General features: G+C 66.5%; 11 protein-coding genes. 2 read left to right on the top strand and 9 right to left on the bottom strand.

Features of this window, described 5'->3' with window-relative positions; all coding sequences use genetic code 11:
- Window positions 1-444: 444 nt before the first annotated feature.
- The 4 genes from C8J36_RS08715 to C8J36_RS08700 all read right to left on the bottom strand — a co-directional run bounded on the left by C8J36_RS08715 (window position 445) and on the right by C8J36_RS08700 (window position 6,172).
- A complete protein-coding gene (locus tag C8J36_RS08715) occupies window positions 445-1,695 on the bottom strand; it encodes a class I SAM-dependent RNA methyltransferase (protein WP_132534183.1) in 1,251 nt (416 codons plus the stop codon).
- Window positions 1,692-2,513, bottom strand: coding sequence for a TlyA family RNA methyltransferase (locus C8J36_RS08710; RefSeq protein ID WP_132534181.1), 822 nt, complete (start codon window positions 2,511-2,513; stop codon window positions 1,692-1,694). The genes C8J36_RS08715 and C8J36_RS08710 overlap by 4 nt, the downstream gene beginning before the upstream one ends.
- A gap of 78 nt (window positions 2,514-2,591) precedes the next feature.
- A complete protein-coding gene (gene dxs, locus C8J36_RS08705; RefSeq protein ID WP_062594609.1) occupies window positions 2,592-4,520 on the bottom strand; it encodes a 1-deoxy-D-xylulose-5-phosphate synthase in 1,929 nt (642 codons plus the stop codon).
- 293 nt (window positions 4,521-4,813) lie between these two features.
- Entirely contained in the window at window positions 4,814-6,172 is a 1,359-nt protein-coding gene (locus C8J36_RS08700; protein WP_132534179.1) for an amino acid permease, read from the bottom strand.
- A 267-nt stretch (window positions 6,173-6,439) separates the two neighbouring features.
- On the opposite strand from C8J36_RS08700, the gene C8J36_RS08695 reads away from it, so the two are divergent.
- Window positions 6,440-7,612, top strand: a complete 1,173-nt coding sequence (locus C8J36_RS08695; protein WP_132534177.1) for a thioesterase domain-containing protein — start codon at window positions 6,440-6,442, stop codon at window positions 7,610-7,612.
- A gap of 6 nt (window positions 7,613-7,618) precedes the next feature.
- Here the strand turns inward: C8J36_RS08695 and C8J36_RS08690 are convergent, their stop codons facing one another.
- The 5 genes from C8J36_RS08690 to C8J36_RS08670 all read right to left on the bottom strand — a co-directional run bounded on the left by C8J36_RS08690 (window position 7,619) and on the right by C8J36_RS08670 (window position 10,874).
- Entirely contained in the window at window positions 7,619-7,921 is a 303-nt protein-coding gene (locus tag C8J36_RS08690) for an exodeoxyribonuclease VII small subunit (RefSeq protein ID WP_062594918.1), read from the bottom strand.
- Window positions 7,922-7,926: 5 nt separating this feature from the next.
- A complete protein-coding gene (locus tag C8J36_RS08685) occupies window positions 7,927-8,856 on the bottom strand; it encodes a histone deacetylase family protein (RefSeq protein ID WP_132534175.1) in 930 nt (309 codons plus the stop codon).
- Window positions 8,857-8,995: 139 nt separating this feature from the next.
- Entirely contained in the window at window positions 8,996-9,559 is a 564-nt protein-coding gene (locus tag C8J36_RS08680) for a biotin transporter BioY (RefSeq protein WP_132534173.1), read from the bottom strand.
- 35 nt (window positions 9,560-9,594) lie between these two features.
- Window positions 9,595-10,200, bottom strand: coding sequence for an energy-coupling factor transporter transmembrane protein EcfT (locus C8J36_RS08675; protein ID WP_132534171.1), 606 nt, complete (start codon window positions 10,198-10,200; stop codon window positions 9,595-9,597).
- Complete coding sequence (locus tag C8J36_RS08670; RefSeq protein ID WP_132534169.1) at window positions 10,194-10,874, bottom strand: ABC transporter ATP-binding protein; 681 nt, start codon at window positions 10,872-10,874, stop codon at window positions 10,194-10,196. Before C8J36_RS08670 ends, C8J36_RS08675 begins: the two co-directional genes overlap by 7 nt.
- 161 nt (window positions 10,875-11,035) lie before the next feature.
- Between C8J36_RS08670 and C8J36_RS08665 the strand changes: the two genes are divergently transcribed.
- Window positions 11,036-12,226, top strand: coding sequence for a winged helix-turn-helix domain-containing protein (locus C8J36_RS08665; protein ID WP_132534167.1), 1,191 nt, complete (start codon window positions 11,036-11,038; stop codon window positions 12,224-12,226).
- Window positions 12,227-12,274: the final 48 nt, after the last annotated feature.

Here is a 12,274-nt window from a genome sequence, read left to right as displayed (position 1 = left end):
CCCCGACGCACTGGCTGGCACAGCGCTTTCTGCTTCTGCTGCGAACGGAGCGAGCGTAGCAGACCGAAATCCGGAATATAAGATTTTTATGATATACATGCGGTGGCCTGCGGAGCGGCTTGGTATATCTTGCACCGGACGAGCGACGATGTATATTAGCGACAGGCAGCCGGAGCGTGAACTCCGGCTGCCTGTCGCTCAGACTAGGAATATGACCCGCACGGTGACTAGCCAGCTCGTGCGGGTTTTCCTTATCTCAAGCGTGATGCTCACGGGTAGATATCCCATTCGCGTCACTCCTGTTCGACAGCAAAGCCCTTTGCCGAGGTCGGGAAGGCTCATCGTCCCCGACGCGCTGGCTGGCACAGCGCTTTCTGCTTCTGCCGCGAACGGCATGAGCGTAGCACGGGCGATCTCGGAATATTAGAAAATTCAGATATGATGTCAGCGTGCCAGTGTTGCCACAGCTTCGACGTGGGACGACCAGAGGAACTGGTCGACGGGGGTGACCGTGGTGACGCGGTAGCCGCCTTCGATGAGGATCGAAAGATCGCGCGCGAGGGTCTGCGGGTTGCAGGACACGGCGACGATGGTCTTGACCGTCGAGCGGGCCAGCTCGCGGCATTGCGCCTCGGCGCCGGCGCGGGGCGGATCGAAGACGACGGCGTCGAACACCTTCAGCTCGGAGGTCATCATCGGCCGGCGGAAGAGGTCGCGCTTTTCGATGGTGACGGGCTTCAGCCCTTGCGTGTTGCGGGCGGCGAGGTCGAGTGCCTTCAGCGCCTTCTCCTCGCTCTCCACCGCATGCACGCGGCCTTTTCGCGCCATGCGCAGCGCGAAGGTGCCGGTCCCCGCAAAGAGATCGGCGATCCGCTTGGCCTTGCCCAGATGCGCGAGGACCAGCTCCGCCATCGCCGCTTCGGCAACCGCGCTCGCCTGCGCGAAGCCGCCGGGCGGCGGCGAGACGGCGATGCCGTCGAAGGTGATGAGCGGCTTCATCGGCTCGACGATCGTCTCGCCATTGACCGCGAGCCGGGCGATGCCGCGCAGCGTCAGCACGGCCTCGATCGCCTGTTGCCGGTGCCGGTCCGACAGCGCCTTGATGCCTTCGGCGGCGAGATCGAGCCCGGCCGAGGTCTCCAGAACGGTGATGCGAAACGGCTCGGCACTGGCGGCAAGCGCCGCCGCGACGATACGGATGGCGGCGAGCCGGGACACGATGCCGGGGCTCGCGATCGGACATTCCGTAATGGAAACGATATGATGGCTTTCCGCCTGGTTATAGCCGAGCAGCAGCTCCTTTTCGGTGCGCCGCGCGGTGAAGACCGTTCGCCGGCGTTCGCCGGGGCGGGCGATGACGAGCGGTGCCACCTCCGTCTCGATGCCGCGCGCGCGCAGGGCATCGATCACGATCTGCCGTTTGAACGCGTGGTAGAGGTCGTCGCCGGCATGCTGCAGCGTGCAGCCGCCGCAGGTGCCGTTCTCGCCCTCCGGCCCGAAATGCCGGCAGGCGGGCGCGACGCGGTCGGGCGAAGGCGCAAGCAGCGACATCACCGTGCCCTGCTGCTTGTTGACGGCGAGCGTCACCCGTTCGCCGGGAAGCGTGAAGGGCACGAAGATGGGCCCGGCGTCGGAGGTGACGATGCCGTCGCCCTGCAGGCCCAGCCGTTCGATCGTCGCGGTCTCCGCGCTCATGCTGTTTCCTCGCCCGCGTCTGCCCCGGCATCGGGTTCCTCGTCCGCCTCGGCATCGTCATCGAGAGGCTTGCGGCCGGCGAGCAGGAACTCCTCGTTTCCGTCGCCGCCGGCAATCGGGGAGGGGATCATTCCGAGGCTTTCCCAGCCCATCTCCTCCACGAGCCAGCGCTCCAGTTCGGCCGCCACCTCGGGTGCGGTCGAGGGATCTTTCAACAGCCCCGCCTTGCTGACGAAATCGCGGCCGGCCTCGAACTGCGGCTTGACCAGCAGGATGCAGAGCGCGCCGGGCACCGCGAGGTCGAGCGCCGGGGGCAGAGCGAGCTTCAGCGAGATGAAGGACACGTCGGAGACGACCATGCCGATCTCGCGGTCTTCCAGATGCGCCTCGTCGAGCACGCGGGCGTTCAGCCCCTCGATGTTGGTGACGCGCGGATCGGCTTCGAGCCGGGGGTGGAACTGGCCGTGGCCGACATCGACGGAAATGACATGGGCGGCGCCCGCATGCAGCAGCACTTCGGTAAAGCCGCCGGTGGAGGCGCCGATATCCAGACAGTCCAGCCCCTCGGGCGACAGCGCGAAATGGTCGAGCCCGGCTTTCAGCTTCAGCGCCGCGCGCGAGACATAGGCCTGGACCGGATCGTCGATCTCGATCGTCACATCCTCGGGAAAGGTGGAGCTCGGCTTGGTGACGACGCGGCCGTTGACCCGCACGGTTCCCCGCTGCACGGCATCGCGTGCGCGAGACCGGCTGGCGACGAGCCCGAGGTTGAGAACGAGCTGGTCGAGGCGGACGGTGGTTTTCGGTTCGTTTGACATGGCGCCTGTCATGGCGTGTCGAGGCCCGGCTGACAAGCCTTTTGCGCGATATGCGGGCTTATGCCTGTCCCTCGGCGGTCAGCTCGCCGCGCCGCGGCCGACGCGCTTTTGTCCCAGAGCGCGGAACACGGTGGAAACGATGCCGGCGCGGTCGAGACCCGCCTGGGCATACATGGCCTCCTGCTTGCTCTGTTCCATCCAGAGATCCGGCAGCACCATCGGGCGCACCTTCAGCCCGGAATCCATCAGGCCTTCGAGTGCGAGGAACTGCAGGACATGGCTGCCGAAGCCGCCGACCGACCCTTCCTCGATGGTGATCAGAACCTCGTGCTCGCGGGCAAGCCGGCGGATGAGGTCGTGGTCGAGCGGCTTGGCAAAACGCGCGTCCGCCACCGTCGTGGAAAGCCCGGCGGCATCGAGATCCTCGGCGGCCAGCAGACAATCGGCAAGCCGCGTCCCGAAGGAGAGCAGCGCGACCTTGGTGCCTTCCTTGACGATGCGGCCCCGGCCGATCTCCAGAATCTCGCCCCGCACCGGCATGTCGATGCCCACGCCTTCGCCGCGCGGGTAGCGGAAGGAAATCGGACCTTCGTCATAGGCCGCAGCCGTGCGCACCATATGCTTCAGCTCCGCCTCGTCGGCCGCGGCCATCACCACGAAGCCGGGCAGGGCGGCAAGATAGGTCGTGTCGAAGGAGCCCGCATGCGTCGGGCCGTCGGCGCCGACGAACCCGGCGCGATCGATCGGGAAGCGCACCGGCAGGCCCTGGATCGCCACGTCGTGGACCACCTGGTCGTAGCCGCGCTGGAGAAAGGTGGAATAGAGTGCGGCAAACGGCTTCAGCCCTTCGGTCGCCAGTCCGGCCGCAAAGGTCACGGCGTGCTGCTCGGCAATCCCCACATCGAAGATGCGGGAGGGATGCGCCAGCGCGAACTTGTCGAGCCCGGTGCCGTTCGGCATGGCGGCGGTCACCGCGACGATCCGCTCGTCCTCGTTCGCCTCCTGCACCAGCGCTTCGGCAAAGACGGCCGTGTAGGAGGGCGCATTCGGCTTGGCCTTCGCCTGCGCGCCGGTGATGACGTCGAAGGTGTTGACGCCGTGATACTTGTCGGCTGCGGCTTCCGCCGGGGCGTAGCCCTTGCCCTTCTGCGTCACCACGTGGATCAGCACCGGGCCGTGCGCATTGTCGCGCACATTGCGCAGCACCGGCAGCAGATGCTCGAACGCGTGCCCGTCGATCGGCCCGATATGGTAGAAACCCATCTCCTCGAACAGCGTGCCGCCGGTCACGTAGCCGCGGGCGTGCTCCACCGCACGGGTGATGGCGCGGTCGACGGACTTGCCGAGATAGGCGGTCAGCTTCTTGCCGAGCTCGCGGAAGCCCATATAGGTCCGGCCGGAGGCGAGCCGCGCCAGATAGGCGCTCATGGCGCCGGTCGGCGGCGCGATCGACATGTCGTTGTCGTTGAGAATGACGATCAGCCGGGCGTCCAGCGCGCCGGCATTGTTCAGCGCCTCGTAGGCCATGCCGGCCGACATGGCGCCGTCGCCGATGACGGAGATGACGTTGCGCTTCACGCCCTGCAGTTCGGAGGCGACCGCCATGCCGAGACCGGCGGAAATGGAGGTGGAGGAATGCGCGGCGCCGAAGGGATCATATTCGCTCTCCGCCCGGCGGGTAAATCCGGACAGGCCGTTTTCCTGGCGCAGCGTGCGGATGCGGTCGCGGCGTCCGGTCAGGATCTTGTGGGGATAGCACTGGTGGCCGACGTCGAAGATCAGCCGGTCGTGCGGCGTGTCGAACACCTTGTGGATGGCGATCGTCAGCTCAACCACGCCGAGGCCGGCGCCGAGGTGGCCGCCGGTGCGCGAGACGGCATCGATCATCTCGGCGCGCAGTTCTCCGGCCAGCTGCGGCAGGTCCTTGTCGTCGATGGCCTTGAGATCCCGGGGCAGGTTGACCTTGTCCAGAAGCGGCGTCGACGGCTGGGAAATCGGTTGGGTCACGCTGTCCTCATACCCGCGGTCATCGATGGGCCGCGATCGAAATCATTCGCAAAAAGGCCTCTTAATCGCAATTTGCGGAAATTGCAAAAGCCCGTCGCAGCGACATCCCCACGTTGGAGCCCTGTCAGACCATCGTCGCAAAACCCGTGCGGCAGACCGGATCGGCCCCGCTCCGAATCTGCTTAAGGGGTGCCGGGCAGGATACCGGAACCCCCGTCTCGATCCTACAACAAACTTCGGCCCCGAAAGTTCGGCACCTCACGCATCCTGCCCCACGCCTTACGCCCCACCCCTTATGCCCTGGCCGCCTGCGTCCGGCGCATGATGCCGACGGTTGCAAACCAGAGCACGACGCCGATGGCGAGAAGCACGCCGGCGATGAGATACTGAACCGGGTCGCGCCCGGTCCAGGGGCCGGCCAGAAAGGTGCAGGTCAGCGCGCCCAGCACCGGAAACACCGTGGGAATGCGGAAGTGCTGATGCTCCACCGTATCCTTGCGCAGCACGAGCACGGCGATGTTGACGATGGCGAAGACGCCGAGCAGCAGCAGCGCCGTCGTGCCGCCGAGCTGGGGAACGCCCCCGGCGAAGACGAGGAGGCCAACGGCCAGCAGCGTCGTGAAGCCGATGGCGATGTAGGGCGTTTGGCGCCCGGGATGCACGCGGCCGAGAACGGCGGGAATGACGTCTTCCCGCGCCATGCCGTAGAGCAGCCGGCTTGCCATCATCATGTTGATCAGGGCGGAATTGGCGACCGCGAGCATGGTGATCACGCCGAAGATGCTGATCGGAAATCCGGGCGCCCCGGCCTGGATGACCTTCAGGAGCGGCGTCTCGCCTTCGCTGAGTTCGGCGGCGGGCACCAGTGTGATGGCGGCGATGGAGACGAGCACGTAGATGACGCCGGTGATGAGCAGGCCGGTCAGCAGAACCTTTGGAAAGATCCGGCTCGGATCCTTGCATTCCTCGGCCATGTTGACCGAATCCTCGAACCCCACCATGGCAAAGAAGGCGAGCGTGGTTGCGGCGATGACCGACCAGAACACGCCGCTGTCGCCGGCCGGCGTGAACGTCGTGATGCGCGACACGTCGCCCTGGCCGTGGAAGATCGCCCAGAAGCCGATGCCGATGATGATCAGCAGGCCGGTGAGTTCGATCATCGTCAGCCCGACATTGAGCTTCACGCTCTCCCCGACGCCGCGAAAGTTGATGGCGGCCACGAGCCCGAGAAACAGGATCGCGATCAGCACGACCATCGCATTGCCGACCTCGAGCCCGAGCGCCGCGGTGAAATTGGCGGAAAAGGCCCGCGCGGCCGTGGAGGCCGAGGTGATGCCCGACGACATCACCGCGAAGGCGACGATGAAGGTGAGGAAATGAACGCCGAAGGCCTTGTGGGTATAGAGCGCCGCACCGGCCGCCTTCGGATATTTCGTCACCAGCTCGAGATAGCTGAAGGCGGTGAGCAGCGCGACGGCAAAGGCGATGAGGAAGGGAAGCCAGACGACACCGCCGACCTTGCCCGCGACCTGTCCGGTCAGCGCATAGATCCCGGTGCCGAGAATGTCGCCGATGATGAAGAGCAGCAGCAGCGCCGGCCCCATCACGCGCTTCAGCTCGGGTTGCGTCGCCTGTCTGTCCTCAACCGTCATCGGAAATCCCCTTCTCCCACGGATCGTCTTCCAAAAGACATAGTTCAGCAGACGATGAAGGAAAGATGCATCCGCCGCGCCGCGCAACGGCACGATTTCCAGCACGGGTTGTCACATGTTGCCGGCCCCGCTGTGCCGGAACCACACGCATCCTGACGTCTTCGCTCAAGGCTTTGGTAGGTCTTTTCGGGTAATTTGCGCGCGTGACGCGGCGACAGGCGCGCATATTGGCCGGATGTCCGGTGTTCGAACGGGGAGCGAAACGGGATGCTCACGACGCTGACGGCGCTCTGCGGGCAGACGATGCGAAGCGCCATTGCCGAGGATGACGATCTGGTGGCAAAGGGGCTGAACGCCAACAGGGCGCTGGCTTTGATCAAGCTGTTCTGGATGCGCACCGGCATCGAACTCGACGTCAACCTCTTCTACCGCGCCCGCACGCCGCGCGCCATCGTCCAGGCGATCGCGGACAATCGCGTGCAGCCGGGCGAGAAGATCCTGCTGTTGCGCGATGGCGACCACGCCCGCCCGCTCTTCCTCTTTGCCGGCGGCGTCAATTGTTTCCTCGAAACGCAGGATCTCGTGGGTGCGATGAGCTACGACGGGGCGATCTACGGCATTACCCTCACCGATTTCGGCCGGCCGGCGAACGATCCGCCCGCGGTCGCGGACGAGATCGCGCTTGCCTATCGCGCCATCAAGGACATCCAGCCGACCGGGCCGTACCGGATCGCGGGCTACTCCTTCGGAGGCCTGCTGGCGCTGGAGCTTGCGCGGCGGGCAAGGGCGGAGGGGGATGCGATCGCGGCGCTGATGCTGCTCGATCCGCCGCAGAACGATCACAGCTGGCCACTGCCCCTCTGGGCCCGGCTGATGCGCAGGACCGTGACCCGCCAGGCGAAATCGGTGCTGGGCAAGCTGGCGGGCCGGACACGCCGTCGCGACAGACGGTCGGGGCGTGCCCCGGGCGAAAACGACGGCCAGTCCCTGCGCGACGATCTTGCGGCGACCGCCTTCCGTCACAGTCCGCCACGGCGGGGCCATCAGCTCGTCTTCCGCTTCCTGAGCCCACGCCGGCCAGACTATCCGCTGAAGGCGCCGCAATGGGCAGGCGGCTACACGCCCGCCTACGATGCCCGCGCGCGCCAGCTGCTGCAGATGAAGGGTCTCTATCGTCCGAGCCTCTATGACGGGCCGCTCGTCTTCTTCGGCTCGACATCCGGCTCGCCGATCGATTGCGATGCCCCGCGCATCTGGAAGCCCTATCTGCCGCAGGCCGAATGGATCACCGTCTCGGGCAATCACCTCAGCATGATCGTCGCCAGGAACGGAAAAAACCTCGCCGCCCTGATGGACCGGTCTCTGCGCGATGCGGCTGCCCCGACGCAGGTTCAGCCCGACCGTCGGCCGTCTTCGGGTGAGGAAAGTGCCGCCGCCTGACCGGCGTCAGTCGCCGTCGAGCGGTTCCACGCCCTGCGGCTTGCCGGTGCGGTCGAGACGGATCTTCTCGATGCGGTTTTCCGCCGCGTTGAGCAGGGCCTCGCAATGCTTCTTCAACGCTTCCCCGCGCTCGTAGAATTCGATCGACCGGTCGAGCGCGACATCGCCGCGCTCCAGCGCCGAGACGATCGATTCCAGCTCCTCCACCGCCCGCTCGAAAGAGAGGGCGGCCACATCGGCAGGCGCGGCGGCAGCGGCGGGATTGGCCGATCCGCCGGCCGGCGATTGCGTGCGTGCGTCGTTTGCCATGTCGGTCATCCCCTCATCAGGCGCTGGATATGCAGGCCGGCCGATTCGGCGAGCCCCACGAGGTCATAGCCGCCTTCGAGCAGGCTGACGATGCGGTTGCCGGCATGCTTGCCGGCGATATCGAGCAGCCGCCCGGTCGCCCAGTCGAAATCGTCGCCGACCAGATTGATCTGCGCCAGCGGATCGCGGTGATGGGCGTCGAAGCCGGCCGAGATGATGACGAGATCCGGCCGGAAACGCTCGAGCGCCGGCAGCACGCGCGACTTGAACGCCTCGCGGAAATGATCGCTGCCCGTATCGGGCGACAGCGGCGCGTTGACGATCGTGTTGTGCGTGCCCGTCTCGTCCTTCGCCCCGGTGCCGGGATAGAGCGGCATCTGGTGGGTCGAGCAGAAGAGCACGGAGGCATCGTCATAGAAGATGTCCTGCGTGCCGTTGCCGTGGTGCACGTCCCAATCGACGATCGCCACGCGCTCGGCGCCGTGCACGCGCTGGGCGTGGCGCGCGGCGATGGCGGCATTGTTGAAGAAGCAGAAGCCCATGGCCTTCTTCGTCTCGGCATGGTGGCCGGGCGGCCGCGAGGCGACGAAGACATTGTCGGCCTTGCCGGTGAAGACGGCATCCACCGCCGCCACCGCGCCGCCGATCCCGGTCAGGGCCGCCTGCAGGCTGGCGGGGCTTGCATGCGTATCGGCCTCGAAGCTGTTGATGCCCTCTTCGGGGATCACCGACATCACGGCGCGCAGATGCTCCTCCGGATGGGCGAGCAGGACGAGATCCTCGTTGCCCTGCGGTGCTTGTCTGCGGACGAGGTCGGAGAAGCGATCGTGCTCCAGCGCCAGATTGAGCGCCCGCAGCCGGTCCGGCCGCTCGGGATGACCCTCGGGCACCTGATGCTCGAGGAAGATGGGATGTTCGAAGAGGATCGTTGTCATGCGCGGCAAGCTACCGCAAAACGCTGCGAACCGGAACCGGTTTCAGGATAAAATAGACAAGCGTATTGAGCGGGTTAGCATGACGTCCGGCGGGCAGGCGGCAGCGGTGCGCGCCCGCCGCCTGTTCCGCCTTGCGCCTTCACGTCCGCTGCGGCAGCAGCGGGTAGCCGACCAGCACGGCGCGGGCGGCAAGTGCCGCGATGCCCGCCTTCAGGGCGTCGCCGGGAAGGAAGACCGCATTGCCCGTCAGCGCGGCGAAGAAGCCCATGCCGGTGTTGATGGAAAGCCAGATCGTGCCCATGAGATAGACGACGCCGATGCCGCCCACGACCGAGGCAAGCAGGAAGCCGGCGATCTGCCGCCCGCCGCTCTGGCTTTCGCGAACCATTCGCTCGGCGATGAGGCCGGTGACGAACGTGCCGACGACCCAGCCCGCGATGTAGCCGGCCGTCGGGCCGGCGAGAATGGCAAGACCGCCGCGTCCGCCCGAAAGGACCGGCAGGCCGACCGCGACCATGAGGATGAGGAGGAGATAGGCGAGCGCGCCGCGCTTGGCGCCGATGATGCAGCCGGCCAGCATGACGCCCATCGACTGCGCGGTGATCGGCACCGGGATGAAGCCGAGCGTGATCGGCGGAATGACGCCGAGGACGATGACGATGGCGGTAAACAGGGCAGTGAGAACCAGATCGCGTGTGGACATCGTCCCTCCTTTCACGAATTGCTGATGGACGCGAATTACTGACGGCGCAGGCCGCGCGCGTCAATGGCCATGGCGATCATGTCCGCATCTTTCAGCGTCAGGATGATCAAGGGCGCCAGCATCTTCAAGGGCCGCACGGGCAGGCCGCGCGCCGCATGCGCGTCCCGCAGGCTCTCGTAGCGCGTCGCGATCTCCGGCACGAAGCGCAGCACGAGGCCGAGCGCCAGCCCGATATCGGCGGCATTCACGAGGCCCAGCCGCTCGAACGGCAGCATCAGGACGGTGATCTCCTCCATGAAATCCCCCACCTCCGTCGAGGCGGTGACGGCCGCGGCGAGCAGAATGAGCGTGGCGAAGCGCAGGAGCACGACGAGGCCCTGAAGCGGCGTTTCGAAGACGCCCGTGGCGACGGCCACGATCGCGATAGAGACGAGCGGCCAGAAAAGCCGCGACCCCGCCTCGGAGAACGACATCCCGACGCTGGCAAGGACCAGCGCCGACAGCACGGTGGCGCCGCCGAGAAGCAGCGGACTGCCGGTCAGGAAGATCGCAAGGCTCGCGAGAAACAGGCCGGCGAGCTTGATGCGCACGGACAGCCGGTGAAGCGGCGTCGCGCCGTCGATATGCAGGCTCCTCAGCACAGCGCCACCGCCTCATAGGTCTTGACCACATCGCCCGGCGCCCCGTCGGCGATCAAGCGACCCTCGTGGAAGAGGAGCACGCGGCCGAAACGCTCGATCAGCGACAGGTCGTGGCTGACGACGATGGCGGCTTCCTCAAGACCTTCCAGCGTGTCGATCACCCGCTTGCGGTTCTTCAGGTCCAGCTGGTTGGTCGGCTCGTCGAGGATCAGGATGTCGGGTGCGCTCACGAGCACGCTGGCCATCGCGACCAGCTGGGTCTCGCCGCCCGACAGCGCATGCACCCGCCGCCGCGCCAGATGCGCGATGCCGAAGCGCGCGAGAATGGCCGCGACCCGGTCGGCCACCTCGGCCTTTCCGACGCCGCGGCTCTTCAGCCCGAGCGCGATATCGTCGGCGACGATCGGCAGGATCAGCTGGTTCTGCGGGTTCTGGAAGATGAAGCCGACGGTGCCGAGCACGGCCGGGCCATCCGCGACGGTGTCGAGCCCGTTCACGGTGACGCGGCCCTGGCTCGGCTTCACCAGCCCGTTGATCGCCCGCGCAAAGCTCGTCTTGCCCGACCCGTTGAGCCCGATCACCCCGATCCGCCGCTCGGTCAGCGTCAGGTCGAGCGGCTGCAGCGCGACGGTCTCGCCATAGCGGACACTGCAATCGGCAAAGCGGATCTCCAATCCCGTCTCCTCGGATCTGACAGCGGATGGCCGGTTCATAGGCGAACCCGGGGGAAAGGCAAGCGTGCGACGCGGCAGCACGGCAAGACGGCGTGTGCGGAAACGACGCATCGTCGCAGCCGGCAGTTGATTATTTGTCAGAACAAAGCATGATCAAACCCATGACGATTCTCGTATCCAACCGCGATGCCCGCCGCATCTTTCTCAACCGCCAGGGCTTGGCCTCGGCGCCGAACCGGGCGCTGACCAAGGCCGGCCTGCTCGATCTCGTCACCAGGATCGGCTTCGTGCAGGTCGACAGCATCTCCACGGTGGAGCGCGCCCACCACATGATCCTCCACGCCCGCAACCAGACCTACAGGCCGGAGCATCTGACCGCGCTTCTGGAAACGGACGGCGCGCTGTTCGAGCACTGGACCCACGACGCCTCGATCATCCCGAGCGCTTTCTTCGTCTACTGGAAGCACCGCTTCGCCCGCGAACGGGAGACGCTGGTCGAGCGCTGGCGCAAATGGCGGGAGGCGGGGTTCGAGGATGTCTTCGACGAGACGCTGCGGCAGATCACCGAGACCGGGCGCGTGCTCGCGCGTGACTTCAAATACGAGGACCGCACCTCCGGCGGCTGGTGGAACTGGCATCCCTCCAAGACCGCGCTCGAATATCTCTGGCGCACCGGCACGCTGGCGATCGCCGGCCGCGACAGTTTCCAGAAGATCTACGACCTCACCGAACGCGTCATCCCCGAGGCCTATCGCGCGGCCGAGGTGGACCGCGAGGCCTTCATCGACTGGTGCTGCCGGGCAGCGCTCGAGCGTCTCGGCTTTGCCACCCATGGCGAGCTCGCCGCCTTCTTCGCGCTGATCTCGCCGGAAGACGCGCGGCAATGGGTGCTCGCCCATGCGCACGACCTGCAATCCGTGGTCATCGAGCCCGCCGACGGCAGCCGCCCGCGCGCCGCCCATGCGCTGGCCGGCTTTCCCGGCACGCTCGGCGAACTGGAAGACCCGCCGGCGCGCCTGCGCGTCCTCAGCCCGTTCGATCCGCTGCTGCGGGATCGCGCCCGCACCGAGCGCCTGTTCGGCTTTTCCTATCGCATCGAGATCTTCGTGCCGGAGCCGAAGCGCCAATACGGCTACTACGTTTTTCCGCTGCTCGAAGGCGACCGCCTCGTCGGCCGCATCGACATGAAGGCCAACCGCAAGGCGGGCCTGCTGGAGGTCAAGCGCCTGTGGTGGGAACCGGGCATCCGCGCCTCGTCCGGCCGCGACGCGCGCCTCGACGCCGAGCTCATCCGCATCGCCCGCTTCGCCGGCGTGGAGCAGGTCGTGTGGCTGGAGGGGGCGAGAGGGTAGGGCCGCTTTCTGTTAGCGGCCTCTGTTGTCCGATATCGAGGAGCGCGT

This window comes from Rhizobium sp. PP-F2F-G48, from assembly GCF_004342335.1.
In the GTDB taxonomy this organism is placed as follows: Bacteria; Pseudomonadota; Alphaproteobacteria; order Rhizobiales; family Rhizobiaceae; genus Ferranicluibacter.
Note: the sequence above shows the minus strand (reverse complement) of the source record. Positions and strands in the feature narration are given on the sequence as shown.

Bases quoted from the DNA above. Each gene is read 5' to 3' on its own strand.
- C8J36_RS08690 (WP_062594918.1), bottom strand. From the start codon at position 7,921: ATGGCAAACGACGCACGCACGCAATCGCCGGCCGGCGGATCGGCCAAT.
- C8J36_RS08710 (WP_132534181.1), bottom strand. From the start codon at position 2,513: ATGTCAAACGAACCGAAAACCACCGTCCGCCTCGACCAGCTCGTTCTC.
- C8J36_RS08665 (WP_132534167.1), top strand. From the start codon at position 11,036: ATGACGATTCTCGTATCCAACCGCGATGCCCGCCGCATCTTTCTCAAC.
- C8J36_RS08715 (WP_132534183.1), bottom strand. From the start codon at position 1,695: ATGAGCGCGGAGACCGCGACGATCGAACGGCTGGGCCTGCAGGGCGAC.
- C8J36_RS08685 (WP_132534175.1), bottom strand. From the start codon at position 8,856: ATGACAACGATCCTCTTCGAACATCCCATCTTCCTCGAGCATCAGGTG.
- C8J36_RS08700 (WP_132534179.1), bottom strand. From the start codon at position 6,172: ATGACGGTTGAGGACAGACAGGCGACGCAACCCGAGCTGAAGCGCGTG.
- C8J36_RS08680 (WP_132534173.1), bottom strand. From the start codon at position 9,559: ATGTCCACACGCGATCTGGTTCTCACTGCCCTGTTTACCGCCATCGTC.
- C8J36_RS08695 (WP_132534177.1), top strand. From the start codon at position 6,440: ATGCTCACGACGCTGACGGCGCTCTGCGGGCAGACGATGCGAAGCGCC.